The 21,799-nt window shown below is 60.7% G+C and carries 19 protein-coding genes; 7 read left to right on the forward strand and 12 right to left on the reverse strand.

The window, feature by feature from the left end; all coding sequences use genetic code 11:
• Positions 1-245 precede the first annotated feature (245 nt).
• A complete protein-coding gene (locus tag PMI21_RS19290; RefSeq protein ID WP_007936434.1) occupies positions 246-860 on the forward strand; it encodes a DUF2780 domain-containing protein in 615 nt (204 codons plus the stop codon).
• 1 nt (position 861) lies between these two features.
• Here the strand turns inward: PMI21_RS19290 and PMI21_RS19285 are convergent, their stop codons facing one another.
• On the reverse strand, positions 862-1,746 hold the full coding sequence (locus PMI21_RS19285; RefSeq protein WP_007936439.1) for an acyltransferase: 885 nt from the start codon (positions 1,744-1,746) through the stop codon (positions 862-864).
• Between the two features lie 268 nt (positions 1,747-2,014).
• On the opposite strand from PMI21_RS19285, the gene rloA2 reads away from it, so the two are divergent.
• The 4 genes from rloA2 (at position 2,015) to creD (ending at position 6,178) form a co-directional block, all read left to right on the forward strand.
• The gene (gene rloA2, locus PMI21_RS19280) at positions 2,015-2,521 is read left to right on the forward strand and encodes a retropepsin-like aspartic peptidase RloA2 (RefSeq protein WP_007936440.1); all 507 of its coding nucleotides are present in this window, start codon (positions 2,015-2,017) and stop codon (positions 2,519-2,521) included.
• Between the two features lie 59 nt (positions 2,522-2,580).
• The gene (gene creB, locus PMI21_RS19275) at positions 2,581-3,261 is read left to right on the forward strand and encodes a two-component system response regulator CreB (protein ID WP_007936441.1); all 681 of its coding nucleotides are present in this window, start codon (positions 2,581-2,583) and stop codon (positions 3,259-3,261) included.
• Entirely contained in the window at positions 3,261-4,688 is a 1,428-nt protein-coding gene (creC, locus tag PMI21_RS19270; RefSeq protein WP_007936442.1) for a two-component system sensor histidine kinase CreC, read from the forward strand. Before creB ends, creC begins: the two co-directional genes overlap by 1 nt.
• A gap of 119 nt (positions 4,689-4,807) precedes the next feature.
• A complete protein-coding gene (creD, locus tag PMI21_RS19265; protein ID WP_007936443.1) occupies positions 4,808-6,178 on the forward strand; it encodes a cell envelope integrity protein CreD in 1,371 nt (456 codons plus the stop codon).
• A 181-nt stretch (positions 6,179-6,359) separates the two neighbouring features.
• On the opposite strand, the gene PMI21_RS19260 is transcribed toward creD, so the two are convergent.
• The 8 genes from PMI21_RS19260 to PMI21_RS19225 all read right to left on the reverse strand — a co-directional run bounded on the left by PMI21_RS19260 (position 6,360) and on the right by PMI21_RS19225 (position 15,509).
• Complete coding sequence (locus tag PMI21_RS19260; RefSeq protein WP_007936445.1) at positions 6,360-6,989, reverse strand: glutathione S-transferase; 630 nt, start codon at positions 6,987-6,989, stop codon at positions 6,360-6,362.
• 69 nt (positions 6,990-7,058) lie between these two features.
• Positions 7,059-7,238, reverse strand: a complete 180-nt coding sequence (locus tag PMI21_RS19255; RefSeq protein ID WP_007936447.1) for a hypothetical protein — start codon at positions 7,236-7,238, stop codon at positions 7,059-7,061.
• Entirely contained in the window at positions 7,235-8,365 is a 1,131-nt protein-coding gene (locus PMI21_RS19250) for a PepSY-associated TM helix domain-containing protein (protein ID WP_007936448.1), read from the reverse strand. Before PMI21_RS19250 ends, PMI21_RS19255 begins: the two co-directional genes overlap by 4 nt.
• A gap of 72 nt (positions 8,366-8,437) precedes the next feature.
• Positions 8,438-10,867, reverse strand: a complete 2,430-nt coding sequence (locus PMI21_RS19245; protein ID WP_007936449.1) for a TonB-dependent siderophore receptor — start codon at positions 10,865-10,867, stop codon at positions 8,438-8,440.
• A gap of 234 nt (positions 10,868-11,101) precedes the next feature.
• The gene (locus tag PMI21_RS19240) at positions 11,102-12,073 is read right to left on the reverse strand and encodes a FecR domain-containing protein (protein ID WP_007936451.1); all 972 of its coding nucleotides are present in this window, start codon (positions 12,071-12,073) and stop codon (positions 11,102-11,104) included.
• Positions 12,070-12,588, reverse strand: a complete 519-nt coding sequence (locus PMI21_RS19235) for an RNA polymerase sigma factor (protein ID WP_033063900.1) — start codon at positions 12,586-12,588, stop codon at positions 12,070-12,072. The genes PMI21_RS19240 and PMI21_RS19235 overlap by 4 nt, the downstream gene beginning before the upstream one ends.
• Before the next feature lie 282 nt (positions 12,589-12,870).
• Positions 12,871-13,578, reverse strand: coding sequence for a 3'-5' exonuclease (locus PMI21_RS19230; RefSeq protein WP_007936456.1), 708 nt, complete (start codon positions 13,576-13,578; stop codon positions 12,871-12,873).
• Positions 13,575-15,509, reverse strand: a complete 1,935-nt coding sequence (locus PMI21_RS19225) for a putative nucleotidyltransferase substrate binding domain-containing protein (RefSeq protein WP_338010000.1) — start codon at positions 15,507-15,509, stop codon at positions 13,575-13,577. Before PMI21_RS19225 ends, PMI21_RS19230 begins: the two co-directional genes overlap by 4 nt.
• A gap of 259 nt (positions 15,510-15,768) precedes the next feature.
• On the opposite strand from PMI21_RS19225, the gene PMI21_RS19220 reads away from it, so the two are divergent.
• On the forward strand, positions 15,769-16,221 hold the full coding sequence (locus PMI21_RS19220) for a response regulator (protein ID WP_007936465.1): 453 nt from the start codon (positions 15,769-15,771) through the stop codon (positions 16,219-16,221).
• 173 nt (positions 16,222-16,394) lie between these two features.
• Here the strand turns inward: PMI21_RS19220 and PMI21_RS19215 are convergent, their stop codons facing one another.
• A complete protein-coding gene (locus PMI21_RS19215) occupies positions 16,395-18,572 on the reverse strand; it encodes a malate synthase G (RefSeq protein ID WP_007936466.1) in 2,178 nt (725 codons plus the stop codon).
• A 476-nt stretch (positions 18,573-19,048) separates the two neighbouring features.
• Between PMI21_RS19215 and PMI21_RS19210 the strand changes: the two genes are divergently transcribed.
• Positions 19,049-19,567, forward strand: a complete 519-nt coding sequence (locus PMI21_RS19210; protein WP_007936467.1) for a glycine cleavage system protein R — start codon at positions 19,049-19,051, stop codon at positions 19,565-19,567.
• A 215-nt stretch (positions 19,568-19,782) separates the two neighbouring features.
• Here the strand turns inward: PMI21_RS19210 and rarD are convergent, their stop codons facing one another.
• Together rarD and PMI21_RS19200 are read right to left on the reverse strand one after the other, a co-directional pair.
• The gene (gene rarD / locus PMI21_RS19205; protein WP_007936468.1) at positions 19,783-20,670 is read right to left on the reverse strand and encodes an EamA family transporter RarD; all 888 of its coding nucleotides are present in this window, start codon (positions 20,668-20,670) and stop codon (positions 19,783-19,785) included.
• 137 nt (positions 20,671-20,807) lie between these two features.
• Positions 20,808-21,782, reverse strand: a complete 975-nt coding sequence (locus tag PMI21_RS19200) for a serine/threonine protein kinase (RefSeq protein WP_007936469.1) — start codon at positions 21,780-21,782, stop codon at positions 20,808-20,810.
• Positions 21,783-21,799: the final 17 nt, after the last annotated feature.

Genomic DNA, 21,799 nt, shown 5'->3' on the forward strand with positions numbered 1-21,799 from the left:
TCTGACAGTTCTAGAAGACTTGTTCAGCGTCGGGATGGGGAATAGCCATTTTCAAGCGATGGCGGAGCGGCAGCCGGTTCGGTCATACCGTTCATCGGTTGCGTCCCAAGGGGCAGGTTTCATCGAGGCCACCTGGGGGAAAATGCCCGCGCAGATGAGGAACATGCCGGCGCACATCCGGTCCAATCGGCAGTTTTACCGCTCCCGTTACCGAGCGGTTTTTCATGGCACAAGAGGATGTCTGGATGAACGTTTCACGCGGTTTTGCACTGGCATCGCTCATGGCTGTCGCTTCATTGACGACGCTGGCCGCCAGCCCGGCCTTTGCACAGTTCAGCCTCAGCGATGCGGTCAAGGCGGTGTCGACGATGCAGGACGACGAGGATGTTGAGGGTGTCGAGGCCGATGATGTCAATGGCATCGTGGCGGCGGCGCCCAAGGCGGCCGGTTTGCTCAATACCCTGGGCTCGCAACTCGACATCACCCCGGAACAGGCCATCGGCGGCGCCGGTGCGATGCTGGGGCTGGCGAGGAATCAGCTTAGCGGCCAGGACTTCTCCGAACTGAGCAAAAACGTGCCGGGCCTCGCTCAGATCGCCGGCAACAGCGCGATCAGTGGTCTGACTGGCTTGGGTGGGCTGCTCGGTGCGGGCTCGGAGAAGAATGCGTTGCTCGATGGCTTGCTGGGTAACGTCAAGGACACCAAGGACCTGAACAACGCCTTCAGCGCCTTGGGCATGGACACCGGGATGGTCGGCGTGTTTGCCCCGGTGATCCTGCAATACCTCGGTCAGCAAGGCGTCGCCGGTTCGTTGCTGCAAAACCTCGGCGGGATCTGGGGCACTGGCGCCGGTAGCTGAGTCAGCCCTCGGCGCGTAGTGCCTGGATGCGCCGGTCTTTCTCGATCCAGAGCTGGTTGACCCAGTTCTGGATTGTTTCGCGAAACACCGGATCGTTTTCGTAATCGCCTTGCCACAGTGCCGGGTCCAGTTCGCGGGTGTGGATGTCGATGATCACCTTGGGCACGTTGCCGCTGAGCAAATCCCAGAACCCCGGAATCTTCTGCTGCGGATACACCACCGTCACATCGAGAATGGCGTCCAGCTGTTCGCCCATCGCCGCCAGCACGAACGCCACGCCGCCCGCCTTGGGCTTGAGCAGGTGGGTGAACGGTGACTGCTGCTGGGCGCTTTTCGCTGCGGTGTAGCGGGTACCTTCCAGGTAGTTGACCACCGTCACCGGCTGACGCTTGTACAACTCGCAGGCTTGTTTGGTGATCTCCAGGTCCTTGCCGGCCAGCTCCGGGTGCTTCTCCAGGAACGCCTTGCTGTAGCGCTTCATGAACGGATAGTCCAACGCCCACCACGCCAGGCCCAGGAACGGCACCCAGATCAGTTCTTTCTTGAGGAAGAATTTGAAGAACGGCGTGCGTCGGTTAAGTGCCTGGATCAGCGCCGGGATATCGACCCAGGACTGATGGTTACCGATCACCAGATACGAGGTGTCGCCGCGCAGCTCATCGCCGCCGCGAATGTCCCATTGGGTGGGAATGCACAGACGGAAGATCAGCTTGTCGATTTCAGCCCAGGTTTCGGCAATCCACATCACCGCCCACGAGGCGTAATCACGAAAGCGCCCGGGCAGGAGCAGTTTGAGCAGCGCGAACACCATCAAAGGCCCGAACAGGACCAGCGTGTTGAGCAATAGCAGCAGGGTAACGAGACAGCCGGTGAGCAGGCGGCGCATAGATAACTCTTGAAAGCGTGTGGGCGCGCCATGATAAGCAGCTTCGGGTGACAGACCAAATCGGTGGTGACGAATGTTTCACGTTGGCACCAGTAACCTCCTTGTACCGATCGTTCCCACGCGCAGCAAAGGAATGCAGCCCGGGACGCTCCGCGTCCAAAGCGTGACGCAGAGCGTCACATGAGGCATTCCCACGCGGAGTGTGGGAACGATCGTCCAGACAACGGTTCTAAAATCCCGCTGCCCACTCTCCAAGGAAGCCCCTTACGTGAAATCTCTCCTTGCACTGCTTGCCCTCGTGGCCCTGCCGGTTCTGGCTGCTGAGCCGACCCTGTACGGGCGTTATGAATACATCGCGTTGCCGGAAATCGGCGGTGAAGTCCTCAAGGCCAAAATGGACACCGGCGCCCTGACCGCGTCGCTGTCGGCCAAAGACATCGAAACCTTCACCCGCGACGGCGACGAGTGGGTGCGCTTTCGCCTCGCCACCAAAGGCGCGAGCAACAAGGTCTACGAACACAAGGTCGCGCGGATCAGCAAGATCAAAAGCCGTGCCGATGAAGAAGATGAAGACAAGGACGTGAGCGAAGTGACCAGGCGTCCGGTGGTCGATCTGGAACTGTGCCTGGGCAACGTCAAGCGCACCGTCGAGGTCAACCTGACCGACCGCAGTAGCTTCAATTACCCGCTGCTGATCGGCGCCAAAGCCCTGCGTGAGTTCGGCGCGGCAGTGAACCCGGCGCGTCGCTTTACAGCCGACAAACCCGACTGCTGATTGACGGCGAATCAGCCTTGGGGCACCGTTCGGCAACTTAATAGCCGGGCTCGGACGCCATGCCTCATATCCTGATTGTCGAAGACGAAGCGGCGATTGCCGACACCCTGATTTTCGCCTTGCAGGGCGAGGGCTTCACCACCACCTGGTTGAGCCTTGGCGCGGCGGCACTCGAACATCAGCGCGCCACGCCGGCCGACCTGATCATTCTCGATATCGGCCTGCCGGATATCAGCGGTTTCGAGACCTGCAAGCAGTTGCGGCGTTTCAGCGACGTGCCGGTGATCTTCCTCAGTGCCCGTGACGCCGAGATCGACCGCGTGGTGGGCCTGGAAATCGGCGCCGACGACTACGTGGTCAAGCCGTTCAGCCCTCGGGAAGTGGCGGCGCGGGTCCGGGCGATTCTCAAGCGCATGGCGCCACGACCGGTGGCGGAGGTGGCGTCAGCGCTGTTTCGCATCGACGGCGAACGGGTGCAGATCAGCTATCGCAACCAGCCGCTGAGCCTGACTCGCCATGAGTTTCGTTTACTGCAATGCCTGCTGGAACAACCTGAGCGAGTCTTCAGCCGCGAGCAATTGCTCGATGCGCTGGGCGTGGCCGCCGATGCCGGTTACGAGCGCAGCATCGACAGCCACATCAAGAGCGTGCGCGCCAAATTGCGCCTGGTGAAGGCTGACGCCGAGCCGATCCAGACTCATCGCGGCCTCGGTTACAGCTACTGCCCGGGGCACAGCTGATGTCACTGGGGATCCGGATTTTTCTGGTCTACGTGCTGTTCATCGGCCTGACCGGTTACTTCGTGCTCAATACCGTGATGGAAGAAATCCGCCCCGGTGTGCGCCAGTCCACCGAAGAAACCCTGGTGGACACCGCCAACCTGATGGCCGAGATCCTGCGTGACGACTTCAAGGCCGGCACTCTCAGCCAGAACCGCTGGCCCGAGTTGCTCAAGGCTTATGGCGAGCGGCAACCGAAGGCGAAAATCTGGGGCCTGTCGAAGAATCAGGTCAACCACCGCATTTACGTAACCGATGCCAAGGGCATTGTGGTGCTGGATTCCAGCGGTATTGCGGTGGGCCAGGACTACTCGCGCTGGAACGACGTCTACCTGACCCTGCGTGGCGAGTATGGCGCGCGTTCGACGCGCAGCAATCCGGGTGATTCGAACTCGTCGGTGATGCACGTCGGGGCACCGATTCGCGACAACGGCCAGATCATCGGCGTGGTGACGGTGGCCAAACCCAACAGCTCACTGCAGCCGTATGTTGATCGCACCGAACGGCGATTGTTGGCGTATGGCGCCGGGCTGATCGGCCTTGGTTTGTTGTTCGGTGCGCTGTTGTCCTGGTGGCTGAGCGCGGCGCTGCGACGGTTGACGGCCTATGCCCAGGCCGTCAGTGAAGGCCGCCGGGTCGAGGTGCCGCATTACCGTGGCGGCGAGCTTGAACAACTGGCCACGGCGCTGGAGCACATGCGCACCCAACTCGAAGGCAAGGCTTACGTCGAGCGTTATGTGCACACCCTGACCCATGAATTGAAAAGCCCGCTGGCGGCGATTCGTGGCGCGGCGGAGCTGCTGCAAGGCGAAATGCCGCCGGCCCAGCAGCAGCGCTTCGTCAGTAACATCGACAGCGAAAGTGCGCGCATGCAGCAGTTGATCGAACGGCTGTTGAACCTGGCGCAGGTTGAACAACGCCAAGGACTGGAGGAGCGGGTGGCGGTGCCCTTGGCGGGCTTGGTGGAAGAACTGTTGAGCGCGCAGGCTGCGCGAATCGAAGGCAAGCAGTTGCGTGTGGAACGGCAAATTGCAGCGGATCTGAATCTGCTCGGCGAGCCGTTTCTGTTGCGCCAGGCGCTGGGCAATCTGCTGGAGAATGCCTTGGACTTCACCCAGGCGTATGGCGTGCTGCGATTTTGTGCCGAACGAGTCGGTGAGCAGATTGAGTTCAGGCTGTTCAACCAGGCCGAGGCGATTCCCGATTATGCGTTGCCACGCTTGAGCGAGCGTTTCTACTCACTGCCGCGCCCGGACAGTGGGCGCAAGAGCACGGGGTTGGGGCTCAATTTCGTTGAAGAAGTGGTCAAGCTGCATGGCGGTGCGATGAGTATCGGTAACGTCGATGGCGGCGTTCAAGTGAGTTTGCGGTTGCCTTCAGGCCGCTGAAGATCGCAGCCTTCGTCAGCTCCTACGCCGAGTGCAAACTCCACACACTCTCCACATTCGCCCCACAAATCTCCCACATACCCAATCCAGACTTTCCCCATCCAAACAGGGAGAGTCCCATGAACCGAAGCCTGACCCTAAAACTCGGGGCAATTGCCCTGCTGATTCTGTTGTTGCTGATCCCGTTGCTGATGATCAACGGCGTGATCCAGGAGCGCCAGCAACTGCGTGACGGTGTACTCGAAGACATCGCCCGCAGTTCCAGTTATAGCCAGCAATTGAGCGGACCGCTGATGGTGGTGCCCTATCGCAAGACGGTGCGTACCTGGAAAACCAACGAAAAAACCAACCAGCGTTATCAGGATGTCGGCGAGGAGCGCGGACGTTTGTATTTCCTGCCGGAGCGTTTCGAACTCGACGGCCAGGTCCAGACCGAGCTGCGCGCCCGGGGCATCTACGAGGCGCGGCTATTCCATGCCGACAACCGCATCAGCGGGCATTTTTCGGTTCCGGTACAACTGGGCATCAAGGAAGATTTCGCCGACTACCGCTTCGATCAACCGTTCCTGGCTGTCGGCATCAGCGACATTCGCGGCATCGAGAATGCCCTGAAACTCGAACTCAATGGCCAGAAGCTGGATTTTGTACCGGGTAGCCAGGTGGGTTGGCTGGGCGAGGGTGTGCACGTGACGTTGCCGGTGCTGGACACCCAACAGGCCACGGAGCTGGCATTCGGTTTCGACTTGCGTCTGCAAGGCACCGGCCAGTTGCAGATTCTGCCGGTGGGCAAGACCAGCAAAGTGTCACTGGCCGCCAATTGGCCTCACCCCAGCTTCATCGGCAATTACCTGCCGGCCCAGCGGGAAATCACCGATCAGGGCTTTACGGCCAATTGGCAGACGTCGTTTTTCTCCACCAACCTGCAAGAGGCGTTGAACAGTTGCGTGTCCGGTGGTCAGTGCGAGGCGTTCAACGGTCGCAGTTTCGGCGTGAGTTTCATCGACCCGGTGGACCAGTACCTGAAAAGCGACCGGGCAATCAAATACGCGCTGCTGTTCATCGTCCTGACCTTCGCCGGTTTCTTCCTCTTCGAAGTGCTGAAAAGCCTGGCGGTACACCCGGTGCAGTACGCCTTGGTGGGTGTAGCGCTGGCGTTCTTCTATCTGTTGCTGTTGTCGCTGTCTGAACACATCGGCTTTGCCCTGGCGTATCTGCTATCGGCGAGTGGCTGTGTGGCGTTGATCGGTTTTTATGTCTGCCATGTGCTGCGCAGCGTGCGTCACGGCTTGAGCTTTTCAGCGGGGCTGGCGGCGTTGTATGGGCTGCTTTACGGCTTGTTGAGTGCCGAGGATTACGCGCTGTTGATGGGCTCGCTGCTATTGTTCGGTCTGCTGGGCGTGTTCATGGTGCTGACCCGTAAGCTGGACTGGTACGGGATCGGGCAGAAAACCGCGAAGCCTTTGGACTTTGATATAGGTGCCGTGGAGTGAGCCGGTGGTTGGGGTTGCGCGAGGATCAACGGGTGGGGGAGGTGTTGGCGACGCGGATTGCCGGGTTGTTTGCACAGAGATCAAAAGATCGCAGCCAGCGGCAGCTCCTACAGGAACACACGTTCGGCGCAGGAGCTGCCGAAGGCTGCGATCTTCTGAGGTCGGCATGGCCGGCCAAAGATCAAACCTTGGGCATCGTCGCAATCATCGACGGCCGTTGACTCACCTCGAAATACCACTCTGCCAACTTTGGATTTTCCTTGCGCCATTCCAGATCCGGATGGCGCAAATCCAGATAACCCAAGGCACAGGCCACACTGATCGCCGCCACATCGAAATGGCTGGTCAGCTCGGCAATCGCGTCGGCCTCCAGCAGCGCCAGGGCGCGACGAATCTTGTCGCGCTGACCGTCGAGCCATGCGTCCCAATGTTTTTCCGGGGCGCGCAGGGCCACTTCATAACGAATCATCACGGCGGCATCCATGATCCCGTCTGCCAGAGAGGCCAGGGTCAAGCGCCGCCAGCGCGCCGAGCCTTCACGAGGAATCAGCGGATTGCCGACGTGCTGGTGATCGAGGTAATCGAGGATCACCCGGCTGTCGTACAACACATTGCCGTCGGCCAGGCGCAGCGCCGGAATCTTGCCCAACGGGTTGTCTTCGTTGAGAGCCGGGTCCGGGCTGACCGGCGTGAGCTGGCTGGCTTGCAGCGCCACGCGGTTGGTTTGACCGGTCTCGTGCAGCAGCACCATGACTTTGCGAACAAAGGGCGACGCGGGGTTGTGGAACAAGGTCATGCTGGGAGCGGACATGTCGGCATCTCGATCATGGACAGTGTCGGGAGCATAGCGCTTTAGTGTTTAAGTGTGGGAGCGAGCCGTTCAGTGACGTTGCAGCAACCCGCGCAAGGCGAGGGCGGCAGGGGGGCCCAGCCCGAGCCAGCTCAATGCATCCCACACGCCATCGCCCAGTAACGCGGCAAACAGCCCGGCGGCGCTGAGCAGGGCGATGACCGTGGGCGTGGCGAAGACCTTCCAGAAACTCGATTGCCTCGGCCTCATGCTGCGCTCTCCACTTTATCGAGCACAGGTTGGGCTGCCTTGCGCCGCACCACCCACAAATAAACCCCGCTGCCGAGCACGATGATGGTCAGCACATCGAGGATCGCCCAGAGGATTTTCATCGGCATGCCGCCGTAGTCACCGAAGTGCAGCGGCTGCGACATGCCCATGGCGTCCATGTACCACGGCCGCTCGGCCACCGCCGTGACTTGCAGGGTGCTGGCGTCGATCAACACTGGCGTCAGTAAATGCGAGGTCAGGTGGGTGCTGCCTTTCATGAACACGGCGTAATGGTGTTCGCTGGAAAACCGGGTGCCGGGGAAGGCGATGAAGTCCGGTTGCATGCCCGGCGCGACGTCTTTGGCGATGTCGAGCAAACGGCTCGCGGGCGCCAATTGCGTCAGTGGCGGCGCATCGCGATAGGGCGCGATCATCGCGCTCAGGCTGTCGTTGCGCCATGCGGCGATCAGCAAGTCGGCGCAGGCGCTGATCACGCCTGTAACGCCGACCACCAGCGCCCAGGTCAGGGTCACCACGCCGATCAGATTGTGCAGGTCGAGCCAGCGCAGACGGGTGGATTTGTCGTGGCGCACGGTGGCGAACTTCAAACGCCGCATGAACGGCAGGTACAACACCGTGCCGGAGACGATCGCCAACACAAACAGGATGCCCATGAACGCCAGCAGCAACTTGCCCGGCAGGCCGGCGAACATGTCCACGTGCAGGCGCAGCATGACCATCATCAGCCCGCCGTTGGCCGACGGCATCTCCAGCGCTTCGCCGGTACGAGCATCGAGCATGAAGGTGTGGGACGAGTTGGGCTCGGTGCCGGCGGTGGCCGCCATGATTGCGATCACGCCGTTGGGGTCTTCGTCGTCGTAGCCGAAATATTGCATGACCTCGCCGGGGCGATGTTTTTCAGCGGCCTGCACCAACTGCTGCAAATCCAGCTGCGGGGTATCGGCCGGCATTGCTTTCAACTCGGCGGCATCGCCCAGCAGGTGGTCGATCTCGTGGTGGAAGATCAACGGCAGGCCGGTGAGGGCCAGCATCAGCAGGAATACCGTGCAGATCAGGCTGGTCCAGGTGTGAACGAATGACCAGCGGCGGATGGTTTTACTCTTCATTTCATTGCCTTCAGAAAGACCAAAGCCGTCCTCGAAGGACGGCCTGGTCGTGGCACGTGTCAGTTCAGGCGATTACCACTTGTACGTAGCGCTGGCGACGACGCTGCGTTGGTCGCCGTAGTAGCAGTAGAAGCTGTCGCAAGTGGAGATGTAGTCCTTGTCGAACAGGTTGGTGGCATTCAGTGCCAGCGACGCACCTTTCAGACTGTTATCCAGACGGCCCAGGTCGTAATGGACCGCCGCGTCGAACACCGTGTAGGCATCAGCCTTGCCCAGCCAGGTGTTGGCCTGGTCGCCATAAGTATTGCCGGTGTAGCGTGCACCGGCACCGATGCCGAAACCATCCAGCACACCGTTGTGCCAGGTGTAATCGGCCCACAGCGACGCTTGCTGGTCAGGCATCAGTTGCAGGCGATTGCCCTTGAAGTCGCCCTTTTGCACTTCGGACTTGGCCAGGGTGTAGGCGGCGATGACTTTCAGGTTGTCGGTGACGTCGGAAACGGCTTCCAGCTCCAGGCCTTTGACCTTTACTTCGCCGGTCTGGCTGGTAATCGAGACGTTGTCCGAGTTAGTCGTGGTGACGGAGACGTTTTTCTGGGTCAGGTCATAGACCGCAGCCGTGAGCAGGGTGTTGCTGCCTGGCGGTTGGTACTTGATGCCCAGTTCCCACTGCTTGCCTTCAGTCGGCTTGAACGACTCGGTCGGCGATGCGGTGGCTTTGCTGGTCGGCTGGAACGACTCGGCGTAGGACAGGTAGGGCACTAGACCTGAGTCGAACACATAACTGATCGCTGCGTTGCCGCTGAATTTCTTGTCCCGTTCGGTGTTGGTGGCATCACCCTTGTTGAAGAATCTGGTGCCCGTGTGGACCCAGTCCTCACGACCACCGAGGGTCAGACGCCATTGGTCGAGGGCCATTTGGTCCTGGACGTACAAGCCGGTCTGGTAGGTCTTCTGGTCATAGTCATAGAACGCCGTCGAGCGCGACGGGCGAACGATTGGCTGGCCATAGATCGGGTTGTTGACGTTGGTGGTCAGGCCGTCGCCGAAGATCGAGGTGTAGTTGCTGTTGGTACGCTGGTGGTCCAGACCGATCAGCAGAGTGTGGCGGATGTCGCCGGTTGCAAAGTCACCCTGGAAGTTATTGTCCACGGCGAACTGGCTGATGTCCTCGTCGACACTGGTGCTCGTACGACCCACGTTGCCCTGGGCATCAACCTGGGTGAACGGGTAGGCGCCCGGCGTAAGGGCCTGGAAGGACAGGTCCGTCTTGGTGTAACGCAGGTTCTGCTTGAATTGCCAGACATCATTCAAACGGTGTTCAAAGGCATAGCCCAGTGCGTAGTAGGTGCGGTCGTAGTATTCCCAGTCCGGGTCTCCAAGGTTTTTGTGATGGGAGATATCGCCGAGCGGCGAACGGATCTTCGTGCCTTGCACCGGCAGGAACTGGCTGGTGATGCCTGTGTCGTCGCGGGTAAATTGCGTCAGCAGCGTGAACCTGGTGTCAGGGTCGATGTTCCAGGTCAGGCTCGGTGCAATGTTGTAGCGTTTGTTGTCGATGTGATCGACCTGTGTGCCGCTGTCGCGCAATACACCGCTCAGGCCATAGAGAAAGCGGCCTTCGTCATCGATCTTGCCGGTGCTGGCGAAGCTGATTTGACGATAGTTGTCGCTGCCGTATTGCAGCTGGATTTCATGGCTCGACTCGGCGCTGGGACGGCGGCTGACCATGTCCAGCAGGCCGCCCGGCGGGGTCTGGCCGTAAACCGAAGAGGCCGGGCCGCGCAGCAGGGCCAGGCGATCAAGGTTCCAGGTTTCCTGTTTCGGGTTGGCGTAAACGCCTCTCGGCAGGGGCAGCCCATCCAGAAACTGGGTCGGCTCGAAACCGCGTACCCGCAGCCAGTCGTCTCGAGTGTCACTGCCGTAGCTGCTGGCGACGATGCCAGGCATATAGCGCACAGCGTCATCGAGGTTTTGCACACCGCGATCTTCCATTTGCTGACGGGTGGCCACGGAAATCGAACGCGGCGCTTCGACCAGCGCGGTGTCGGTCTTGGTGCCAGCGGCGGTGCGTGTGGCAACGTAACCTTCGACCGGGCTCCAGGCAGTTTCGGCATTTTCCACGCCGATGACGGCGGTTTCCGGCAGGGCCATCACGCCTTCGGGCACGGCCACCAGGCTGTAGGTGCCGGCGCTGCTTTGTTCCAGTTGCAGACCGGTGCCGCGCAAGGCTTCACGCAGGGCGCCGGTGGCGTCGAACTGGCCCTTCACTGGCGCCGAAGTCTTGCCCGCTGCCAGCGACGGATTCAACGACAACGCCAGGCCGGCCTGGCTGGCGATCTGGTTCAGAGTATTGGCCAGTGGCGCAGCCGGCAGGTTGTAGGCGCGAACGCTGGACGCCTGTTCGGCCGCCATCAACTGACTGCTGGCCAGAGGGGCACAAAGGGCAATGGCGACCGCCAGCAAATGGGGGCGCAACACGGTGTCTAGCGAACGGGACATACAGCGGCTCCTGAATGGAAATATTTCTCAATTGCCTGGATGCCGGACGAGAATCAAAAAGTGATAGGGCAGGAGGAAAATAATTTTGATTCAGTCATCTGAGCCGATCGTTCCCATGCTCTGCGTGGGAATGCCTCTATGGACGCTCTGCGTCTGCTCTTGAATGTGACGCGGAGCGTCACGGGCTGCATTCCCACGCAGGAGCGTGGGAACGATCATTTAGCGGGCTTGAACTCAGGGCTTGGTCTCGGCCTTCGCGACCCTTACCCACCAAGGTGTGTGCCGTTCGATCTGCACCGGCAGCGTCGGTAAAAGTGCGCTCAGCGCCTTGTCGGTATCGTTGAGCGGGAAGCTGCCGGTGATGCGCAGGTCGGCGACTTCTGGCGTGACGCCAAGATGCCCGCGACGGTAGCGGCCGAGCTCCTGGACCAGATCCTCCAGCCGCGTGTTGTCCACCACCAGCATGCCGCGGGTCCAGGCATCGGCGCCGAGGTTGAGCGCGATGATGGGCCCCAGGCCATTGCTGCGCATCAGCACTTGCTGGCCTTCGCGCAGGATCTGTTCCTCGGAGCTCGATTCGGGATGAGCCGCCACCGCGGATTGCAACACGCTCAGGCGCGTGCCTTGGTCTTCACGCTTGACCAGGAACCGCGTGCCCAGTGCGCGCAGGCTGCCTTCGCGGGTTTCGACGATAAACGGCCGGGCATCGCCATGGCCGGTTTCGACGAGGATTTCCCCTTCTTGAAGGACGATCCGCCGCTGCTTCTCGTCGAAGCGCACATCCACCGCGCTGTGGGTGTTGAGGTTGATGAGCGTGCCGTCGGTCAGGCGCAGGGTGCGCTGCTCGCCGGTGGCAGTGCGCTGGTCGGCCAGCCAATAGTCGATGGGCAGATAACGCTCACCGGCGAACAGCGCCAGGCCGACCACCGCGACGATGCTGGCCAGGCCACTGCCCAGCTTGCGCACCCGCCGCCGAATGCCTTCACGCGACTGCAGCAAGGCGGTGCGCGCTGGGCCGTTGGCGACGCTGAAACGCTGGTCGAGCATGCCCAACTGACGCCAGGCCCGAGCATGTTCTTCGTGGGCCGCATGCCATTTGGCGAACTCTTCGCGCTCCACCGCATTGCCGGAATCCAGCGACAGTTGCCAGGCAATCGCGGCATCCAGAACCTGCGCCGACACAGGCTTGGAGCTGACCGGGCTCATACCGGCTCACCGTACAAGGCGATGTAGCACTGGCGAATACCTTGGGCCAGGTACTGACGAACACGCGGCACTGACACACCCAGACGCTCGGCGATGTCTGCATGGCCGAGGCCATCGAGCCGGTTATACAGAAACGCCGCCCGGGCCTTGCTCGAGAGTTTGCCCAGCAAGCGGTCGATGGCTTTGAGGTCTTCGAGGATCAGTTGTTGCTCTTCCACCGACGGTTGTTCGCCTGCGGGGATCAGCATCAATTCGGTGAGGTAGGCCTGTTCCAGCGCGGCGCGGCGGAAGTAGTCGAACAGCAGGCCCTTGGCGATCGCCACCAGAAACGCCCGGGGCTCGCGAGGTTCTTTCAGTTCATCACGACCCAGCAAGCGCACGAAAGTGTCCTGGCTCAGGTCTTCGGCCCGTTGTGGGCAGGCCACGTTGCGCCGCAGCCAGGCCAATAGCCAACCGCGATGGTCGCGATACAACGCACCAACGAGCTCACTTTGAGGGCTTTGGACTGACGACACGCAACATCACCGATGGGGGAAGTATTAAGTAACGAGAATTGTTCGCGATTGTGGCAGAGGCGGGGGAGGTAAGCAATTGGCGCTGGTCGGGTGATTTGAGCCACAAAGTCTGAAGGCGAACACTAACCTGTGGCGAGGGGGCTTGTCGGACCGCCGCACCGCCCCGTTCAGCTGCGCAGCAGTCGTAAAACCGCCGAATGCGGTCTATATGGCGGAATGCAGGGGGCCGCTTCGCGACCCAACGGGGCGGTGCGGCGGTCCGACAAGCCCCCTCGCCACAGGTCAGAAAGACGGTGCTTGCCGCCGCCGCTTCCACTGTCTCAGCCGCTGCTGCAGGTTCAACGGGCTATGAATCTGCTGCCGTCGCGCCCGGCTGAACAGAATCAGCATCAGCTCCGCCGTCGCCAAGGCATCGGCGCTGGCGTTATGCCGCTCGAAGACCTCAAGCTTGAACCAGTCGATCCACTCGTCCAGCCCGGCCTCACGAAAGTGCGCCTGGGGACAAAGCAGCGGGGCGATGTCTGCCACATCCAGAAACGGATGCTGCAGCTTGTAACCCAGATGTTCTTTCAGCGCGCGCCCGAGCATGTGCTGGTCGAACGGCGCATGAAAGGCCAACACCGGACTGTCGCCAACGAACTCCATGAACTCGAGCAAGGCTTGCGCCGGGTCGCTGCCGGCGGCAATGGCGCTCGGACCCAGCCCATGAATCAACACGCTGGGGCCGAGTTTGAGTTCGGTGCATTGCAGCGTGCGCTCGAACTGCTGGCTGAAGTCGATCGCCCCGTCTTCGATCACCACGGCGCCGATGGACAGCAGCCGATCCTTGTTCAGATTCAGCCCGGTGGTTTCCAGGTCGAGCACTACCCAGCGTTGCTCGCGCAGGCTGCAGTCGCTCAGCTCGGCCACGGCAGGCAAACGCTGCAGACGCTGTTGCAGTTCGCCGGGCAAAACGGGACTGGCCGGGCGCAGCCATGAAAACAGGCTCATAGCTGATACCGCAGGGCCAGGCTGCTTTGCAGGCGTTGAGCCTGGCGCAGGGATTCACGCAGGATCCGTCGGTCCAGATGATTGAGGCTGTCGGGATCGACGCGATTGGAGTAGGGCAAGTTCTCCCGGGTCTGTAGCTGATGTTGCTGCATGCGGGTTTGCTGGATGAAGTGGTATGCCTCTTCATAGGCCGCGCCGTCCAGCTGTTCGATGACCTCTTTTTCCACCAATTGGCGAAAGCGCTCCAAGGTGTTGTTGGCGTCGATGCCGTGGGCCAGGGCCAGCACTCGCGCGCCGTCGACGAATGGGGTCAGGCCCTGAAGTTTCAGGTCGAGGGTGGCTTTCTCGCCATTCTTGCGCGCCAGCACGAATTCGCGGAAACGCCCTACGGGCGGGCGATTGCGCAGGGCGTTCTCGGCCATCATGCGCTGGAACAACCGGTTGTCGCCGACCTGGTCGAGAATGCCCCGGCGCAGTTGCTCGCAGCCTCGCTCATCGCCCCAAACCACACGCAGGTCGAAGTAGATGCTCGACCCCAGCAGGTTTTCCGGTGTCGCCTCGCGGATAAACGCCGCAAAGCGTCGCGCCCATTCCACTCGGGACAAACACAGCTCAGGGTTGCCGGCCATGATGTTGCCTTTGCACAGGGTAAAGCCGCACAGCGCCAGGCTCTGATTGATCTGCTGGGCGATGGGCAGCAATTTGCCGCGAATCTCGGCGGCGTGGACCGCGTCGCGGGCTTCGAACAGAATGCCGTTGTCCTGATCGGTGTGCAGCGTCTGCTCGCGGCGGCCTTCGCTGCCAAAACACAGCCAACTGAATGGCACGCCGGGGTCGCCTTTCTCCGCGAGGGCCAGTTCGATCACCCGGCACACGGTGTGGTCGTTGAGCAGGGTGATGATGTGGGTGATCTGCGTCGAGGACGCGCCGTGGGCCAGCATCCGCTCGACCAATTGGCCGATCTCGCCGCGAATCGCCACCAGGTTTTCCACCCGCTGGGCACTGCGAATGGTTCGTGCCAGGTGCACCAGATCGACCCGTTGCAGGGAAAACAGGTCGCGTTCCGAAACCACGCCACACAGGCGCTGATCCTTGACCAGGCAGACGTGGGCGATGTGTCGCTCGGTCATGGCGATCGCTGCGTCGAAGGCGCTGTGGTCCGGCGTCAGGAAAAACGGCGCCCGGGTCATGTGCCGCTCAATGGATTCGTTGAAATCGCTGGTGCCGTTGGCCACCACATGCCGCAAGTCGCGCAGGGTGAAAATGCCCAGCGGCGCCTTTTGCTCATCGACCACCACAATGCTGCCGACTTGCTGATCGTGCATCAGCGTCACCGCTTCACGCAGGGGCGTGATCGGGCTGCAGGTTACCGGGTGACGCATGGCCAATTCGCCCAGCCGGGTATTGAGCGAATACTGGGTGCCGAGGGTTTCCACGGCTTTTTGCTGGACTTGCTGATTGACCTGATCCAGCAAGCTGCTGACACCCCGTAGGGCAAAGTCGCGGAACGGGTTGGACAGTGCGAACAGTTTGATGAACGCCAGCTTATTCAGCTGTAGGCAAAAGGTATCTTCGGCCGCCAGATGCTCGGTGCGGGTCGCCCGCTCTCCCAGTAGTGCGGCCAGGGGGAAGCACTCGCCGGTGGTGATTTCGAAGGTGGTTTCGGTGCCGCCCTTGGCCGTGTGTGGGCGTTCCCCCACGACCCGGCCCTGTTTGACGATGTAGAAATGCTCGATCGGGCCATCGGCGGGTTTGATGATGCTTTCGCCGGGGGCATAAAAACGCAGCTGACATTGCTCGACCAGATAGGCCAGGTGGGCGTTTTCCATCTGGTTGAAGGGGGGGAAGCGCTGCAGGAATTGCAAAGTGCCCTGGATGTTCTGCAACACCGCGGTTTTCCCTGCCTGGGTGAAGGCGTCCGCTTTACTCATAACCATTACCGCAGTCTTTTTCGAATTGTTGTGTCGGATTGTTCCGGCCATGGTCGACCCCTGCGGGCAGGGTGCCCATTGGACGTAAGTCTAGGTAGGCAGTGCAGTGGCCTTAATATGGGAAATGTCTGGCACAACTGTGGGAAAAACCTCCTACATTGTCTATTGGAAATGTTTCCAACGAAGTACACATTGAAGCTCTGCTGGGTGATGTCTGACACCCTGTGTCAGGGATCGAACCGAAAACGTTGAGAACGCCATGTCTGACCACGATATTTTGAGTGATGCCGAGCGCGAAGCGCTCAGTGCCGTCATGTTGGAACCTGACTTGCCGCCGCAGCGGGTGCTGGTCGTCGATGACGATAAGGATGCCAGGGAGTTGCTGTCGGAAATTCTGGGTCTGGATGGCATTCACTGCATGACGGCGGCCAGCGGCGAAACGGCGCTCAAATTGCTGGAGACGAGGCCATCGATCGGTCTGATGATTACCGACCTGCGGATGGGCCACGTCGATGGCCTGGAACTGATCCGCCTGGTGCGGGAGTCGCCACGTGCGGCGTTGCCGATCATCATCGTTTCCGGCGACGCCGACGTGAAGGATGCGATCGAAGCCATGCACTTGCACGTGGTGGACTTTCTGCTCAAGCCCATCGATAGCGGCAAACTGCTTGAATTGGTCAAGCATGAGCTGGGGATTGAGATTTTGCCGTGATCGTTCCCATGCTCTGCGTGGGAATGCCTCCATGGACGCTTTGCGTCCGCTTTTGGGACGCGGAGCGTCCCGAGCTGCATTCCCACGCGGAGCGTGGGAACGATCAATCAATTCAAATAAAAAAGCCCTGATCTCTCGATCAGGGCTTTTTCACGTCCGGCGTCAGCGTTTACTCAAAGGCCATTGGCAGCCTTGAACTCGCGACGACGACGGTGCAGAACCGGCTCGGTGTAGCCGTTCGGCTGTTTAGTGCCTTCGACCACCAACTCGACCGCTGCCTGGAAGGCAATGTTGCTGTCGAAGTTCGGTGCCAGCGGGCGGTACAGCGGGTCGTTGGCGTTCTGACGGTCCACCACCGGCGCCATGCGCTTGAGGCTTTCCATCACTTGCTCTTCAGTGACGATGCCGTGGCGCAGCCAGTTGGCGATGTGCTGGCTGGAAATACGCAGCGTCGCACGGTCTTCCATCAGGCCGACATCGTTGATGTCCGGCACTTTCGAGCAACCCACACCTTGGTCGATCCAGCGCACCACGTAACCGAGAATGCCCTGGGCGTTGTTGTCCAGTTCGTTCTTGATCTGTTCCGCGGTCCAGCTCGGGTTCACCGCCAGCGGGATAGTCAGGATGTCGTCCACCGAAGCACGCGCACGTTTGGCCAGTTCGGCCTGACGGGCGAACACGTCGACCTTGTGGTAGTGCAACGCGTGCAGCGCTGCAGCGGTCGGCGATGGAACCCAGGCGGTGTTGGCACCGGCCAATGGGTGAGCGATTTTCTGTTCCAGCATGGCGGCCATCAGGTCGGGCATGGCCCACATGCCTTTACCGATCTGGGCGCGACCTTGCAGGCCGGTGCTCAAACCGATGTCGACGTTCCAGTTCTCGTAGGCACTGATCCACTTCTCGGCTTTCATGTCGGCCTTGCGCACCATCGGGCCGGCTTCCATGGAGGTGTGGATTTCATCGCCTGTGCGGTCGAGGAAACCGGTGTTGATGAACACTACGCGCTCGCTGGCAGCCTTGATGCAGGCCTTGAGGTTGACCGTGGTACGGCGCTCCTCGTCCATGATCCCGACTTTGAGGGTGTTGCGCGGCAGGCCGAGGACGTCTTCGATGCGACCGAACAGCTCGTTGGTGAACGCGGCTTCTTCCGGGCCGTGCATCTTCGGTTTGACGATGTAGACCGAACCGGTGCGGGTGTTCTTGCGCGTGGTGTTGCCGCTCAGGTTGTGCATCGCCGCAAGGCAAGTCACCAGGCCGTCGAGGATGCCTTCCGGCACTTCGTTGCCATGCTTGTCGAGGATCGCGTCGATGGTCATCAGGTGACCGACGTTACGCACGAACAACAGTGAGCGGCCGTGCAGGGTCAGTTCGCTGCCGTCGACTTTGGTGTAGGTGCGATCCGGGTTCATGGTACGGGTGAAAGTCTGGCCACCCTTGGCAACGGATTCCGCCAGGTCACCCTTCATCAGGCCGAGCCAGTTGCGGTAGATCACCACTTTGTCGTCGGCATCGACGGCGGCAACCGAGTCTTCGCAGTCCATGATGGTGGTCAGCGCGGCTTCCATCAGGATGTCTTTGACACCGGCGGCGTCGGTCTGGCCGACCGGGGTGCTGGCATCGATCTGGATCTCGAAATGCAGGCCGTTGTTTTTCAGCAGGATCGCGATCGGAGCATTGGCGTCGCCCTGGAAACCGATCAGTTGTGCATCGTTGCGCAGGCCAGTGTTGGTGCCGCCTTTGAGGGCGACCACCAATTTGCCGTCAACGATCTTGTAGCCTGTGGAGTCAACGTGGGAGCCGGCAGCCAGTGGCGCGGCTTCGTCGAGGAAGGCGCGGGCGAAGGCGATGACCTTGTCGCCGCGCACCTTGTTGTAGCCTTTGCCTTTTTCCGCGCCGTCCGCTTCGCTGATAGCGTCGGTGCCGTAGAGCGCGTCATACAGCGAACCCCAGCGGGCGTTCGAGGCGTTGAGCGCAAAGCGCGCGTTCATCACCGGCACCACCAGTTGTGGACCGGCCATTCGGGCGATTTCGTCATCGACGTTTTGCGTCGTTGCCTGGAAATCGGCCGCTTCTGGCAGCAGATAACCGATGTCTTGCAGGAAGGCTTTGTAGGCCACCGCATCGTGCGCAACACCTGCACGAGCCTGGTGCCAGGCATCGATGCGTGCCTGGAAATCATCGCGTTTGGCGAGTAGGGCTTTGTTCTTCGGCGCCAGGTCATGGATGACCTTGTCGGCACCGCCCCAGAACGTGTCGGCGGTGAGGCCGGTACCGGGAATGGCTTCGTTGTTCACGAAGTCGAACAGGACTTTGGCGACCTGCAGGCCACCGACTTGAACGTGTTCAGTCATTGCTTGCCTCACTCTGCTCAGCTATTTCGCTTTTCAGCTCTTCAATTTAACAATGAAGCCTCTGGCCATTTAAACCACAAACCCTTCTACCAGTACATGCCATTGCTGGCGGCTGGGTTCGGTCCGATCAACGGCATTGCGGCCTTGCTGACGGGGCTTTCAGGGTTGCGACGGCGCCTGTGGCAGACATCGATCCAACGTTATGTAGTGCGCGCTGCGGCATACTACATGATCAATTGCGGTTGTGAAAATTAGACTAATTACGTCGTTCTGCGACCCTATGACGCATTGCAGTCATGTCGGGGAACGGGATGTTCTCAAAAAACTATTGGATTGTTCCAGCTAAATATAAAAACTTGTACACGATTTGTTTGTTGGCAGGTTCGTCGGCGATGGCGCCAGACGAATCAACGTGGTCCCCACCCTTGCCTATACTTGCCTTTCCATAACAAAAGTCATGACAAGAGGGCTGCGCCATGGACCACCTCGTACTTACGGTATTCGCCCCGGACAAGCCCGGGCAGGTCGAGCGCATTGCCCAATGCATTGCCGAGCACGGCGGCAATTGGCTGGAGAGCCGCATGTCGCGCATGGCCGGGCAGTTCGCCGGGATTCTTCGGGTGGGCGTACCGGCCGAAGCCTACGATGAACTGGTAGACGCCCTACAGGGGCTGTCGACGCAGGGCATCCGCGTGATGATTGCCGAGAGCAGCATCGAACAATCCTGCACCTGGAAGCCGATTGCCATGGAATTGGTGGGCAATGATCGTCCGGGCATTGTGCGCGACATTACGCGTCTGCTGAGTGAGCAGGGGGTGAGCCTGGAGCGGCTGGTGACTGAAGTGCGTCCGGCGCCGATGAGCAGCGAGCCGTTGTTCCATGCCGAAGCAATTCTCGCTGTGCCACTGACCTTGTCGCTGGAAGTGCTGCAATCGCGCCTGGAAACCCTGGCGGACGATCTGATGGTCGAATTGGTGCTGCGCAGCGAACCTTGAAAAGGTTATCCAAGTTATACGTGCACCTGCCTGTGGATAACCTGTAGAGACACCCCGCCAGCCCACGCCGGCCGGGGCTCTTCAAGAATTGGTCAAAAAACCAGCAGTTTCAGTGACTTGCGCACAAACGCCGGGGATCACACTGTGGATAACCTTGGGAAGGATGGATGCAGGCCACGGGAGACGTGGCCTGTAGAGGTTTGTGCGTTTTTTGATCAGCTGCGGCGGCGCAGACTTATCCACGCGTCGACGCTGTAAACCGCCAGACCTGCCCAGATAAAGATGAACGCCACCAGCGTGCTGGACGACAAGTGCTCGCCAAACAGCAGAACGGCTTGTAGCAACACCAGCGTCGGCGCCAGGTACTGGAGAAATCCGAGGGTGGTGTAGGGCAAATGCCGGGCGGCGGCGTTGAAACACACCAGCGGCACCAACGTCACCGGACCGGCGGCTACCAGCCACCAGGCTTCGGAACTGGTCCAGAATGCGGCTTGGGCGCTGGTCGCCGTCGGATTGAACAGCAGCCAGGCGAGGGCAATCGGCACCAGCATCCAGGTTTCCACCACCAGCCCCGGCAGCGCCTTGACCGGCGCCTGCTTGCGGATCAGGCCGTAGAAGCCGAAGGTCAATGCCAGCACCAGCGACACCCACGGCAGACTGCCGACTTGCCACACTTGCTGGGCGACACCGACCGCCGCCAGCCCCACCGCAATCCACTGCATGCGCCTTAGCCGTTCGCCGAGGATCAGCATGCCCAACAACACGTTTACCAACGGGTTGATGTAGTAACCGAGGCTGGCCTCAAGCATACGTCCGTTGTTCACCGACCAGACGTAAGTCAGCCAGTTGGCCGCGATCAGCGTGCCGCTCAGGGCCAGGATCGCCAGTCGTCGCGGATTCTCACGCAGCTCGCGCCACCAGCCGGGATGCTTCCAGACGAGCAGCAGCAAGGCGCCGAACAACGCGGACCAAAGCACCCGGTGGATGATGATCTCCACGGCGGGCACGCTGGCGATGGCTTTGAAGTAGAGCGGGAACAATCCCCAGATGATGTAGGCACTCAGGCCCAGAATGTACCCGCGACGCGGGTTGGCGGCTTGCATGAGAATCCTTGCTTAGGCAGCTAACAAAGAAGGGATTGTAAGGAGGTTGTATAGATGTGTCGTGCCCGAATGCAAAAGATCGCGGCGCCCTAAGGCGCGTATGAGCTGCCGAAGGCTGCGATCTTTTGATCTTGAAATTAAAAAAGCTTCAACGGCTCTTCATTCAGCGCCGCCAATTGCTCACGCAACGCCAACACTTGATCGCCCCAATAGCGCTCGGTGCCGAACCACGGAAAGCTGCGAGGGAAGGCCGGGTCGTCCCAGCGACGGGCGAGCCAGGCGCTGTAATGCATCAACCGCAAGGCGCGCAGCGGTTCGATCAGTGCCAGTTCCCGCGGGTCGAAGTCGTGGAATTCGCTGTAGCCGTCCATCAGTTCCGACAATTGCCCTAGACATTCCTGGCGGTCACCCGCCAGCATCATCCAGATATCCTGCACCGCCGGGCCCATGCGGCAGTCGTCGAGGTCGACGATGTGGAACATCTCGTCACGGCACATCATGTTGCCGGGGTGGCAATCGCCGTGCATGCGGATGTTCTGGTGTGGCGTGGCCTGGTAGACCTCTTCCACGCGCTTGAGCAGGTCGCGGGCCACGGACTCGTAGGCGGGCAGCAGGCTGCGCGGGATGAAGTTGCCTTCGAGCAAGGTGGTCAGCGAGTCATGACCAAAATTCTTCACCCCCAGCGCTTCACGGTGTTCGAACGGTCGGGTAGCGCCCACGGCGTGCAGACGCCCCAGCAATTGGCCCAGCCGATACAGCTGATCGAGATTACCCGGCTCCGGAGCGCGGCCGCCCCGGCGCGGGAACAGGGTGAAACGGAATCCGGCGTGTTCGTGCAGGCTTTCATCGTTGTGGATCAGCGGCGCGACCACCGGGATATCGCACTCGGCGAGCTCGAAGGTGAAACGGTGTTCTTCGAGAATCGCTTCGTTGGTCCAGCGTTGCGGACGGTAAAACTTGGCGATCAGCGGCTCGGAGTCTTCGATGCCAACCTGATAGACACGGTTCTCGTAGCTGTTGAGCGCCAGGATGCGCGCATCGCTGAGAAAGCCGATGCTTTCGACGGCATCGAGCACGAGGTCTGGGGTGAGGGTTTCAAACGGGTGGGCCATGCTGACTCCTGCGCGCG

This window comes from Pseudomonas sp. GM18, assembly GCF_000282195.1.
Lineage (GTDB): Bacteria > Pseudomonadota > Gammaproteobacteria > Pseudomonadales > Pseudomonadaceae > Aquipseudomonas.

Bases quoted from the DNA above. Each gene is read 5' to 3' on its own strand.
- creB (WP_007936441.1), top strand. From the start codon at position 2,581: ATGCCTCATATCCTGATTGTCGAAGACGAAGCGGCGATTGCCGACACC.
- PMI21_RS19220 (WP_007936465.1), top strand. From the start codon at position 15,769: ATGTCTGACCACGATATTTTGAGTGATGCCGAGCGCGAAGCGCTCAGT.
- PMI21_RS19230 (WP_007936456.1), bottom strand. From the start codon at position 13,578: ATGAGCCTGTTTTCATGGCTGCGCCCGGCCAGTCCCGTTTTGCCCGGC.
- rarD (WP_007936468.1), bottom strand. From the start codon at position 20,670: ATGCAAGCCGCCAACCCGCGTCGCGGGTACATTCTGGGCCTGAGTGCC.
- PMI21_RS19240 (WP_007936451.1), bottom strand. From the start codon at position 12,073: ATGAGCCCGGTCAGCTCCAAGCCTGTGTCGGCGCAGGTTCTGGATGCC.
- PMI21_RS19215 (WP_007936466.1), bottom strand. From the start codon at position 18,572: ATGACTGAACACGTTCAAGTCGGTGGCCTGCAGGTCGCCAAAGTCCTG.
- PMI21_RS19210 (WP_007936467.1), top strand. From the start codon at position 19,049: ATGGACCACCTCGTACTTACGGTATTCGCCCCGGACAAGCCCGGGCAG.
- PMI21_RS19225 (WP_338010000.1), bottom strand. From the start codon at position 15,509: ATGAGTAAAGCGGACGCCTTCACCCAGGCAGGGAAAACCGCGGTGTTG.
- PMI21_RS19250 (WP_007936448.1), bottom strand. From the start codon at position 8,365: ATGAAGAGTAAAACCATCCGCCGCTGGTCATTCGTTCACACCTGGACC.
- PMI21_RS19200 (WP_007936469.1), bottom strand. From the start codon at position 21,782: ATGGCCCACCCGTTTGAAACCCTCACCCCAGACCTCGTGCTCGATGCC.
- PMI21_RS19285 (WP_007936439.1), bottom strand. From the start codon at position 1,746: ATGCGCCGCCTGCTCACCGGCTGTCTCGTTACCCTGCTGCTATTGCTC.
- PMI21_RS19245 (WP_007936449.1), bottom strand. From the start codon at position 10,867: ATGTCCCGTTCGCTAGACACCGTGTTGCGCCCCCATTTGCTGGCGGTC.
- PMI21_RS19290 (WP_007936434.1), top strand. From the start codon at position 246: ATGAACGTTTCACGCGGTTTTGCACTGGCATCGCTCATGGCTGTCGCT.
- creC (WP_007936442.1), top strand. From the start codon at position 3,261: ATGTCACTGGGGATCCGGATTTTTCTGGTCTACGTGCTGTTCATCGGC.
- PMI21_RS19255 (WP_007936447.1), bottom strand. From the start codon at position 7,238: ATGAGGCCGAGGCAATCGAGTTTCTGGAAGGTCTTCGCCACGCCCACG.
- PMI21_RS19260 (WP_007936445.1), bottom strand. From the start codon at position 6,989: ATGTCCGCTCCCAGCATGACCTTGTTCCACAACCCCGCGTCGCCCTTT.
- creD (WP_007936443.1), top strand. From the start codon at position 4,808: ATGAACCGAAGCCTGACCCTAAAACTCGGGGCAATTGCCCTGCTGATT.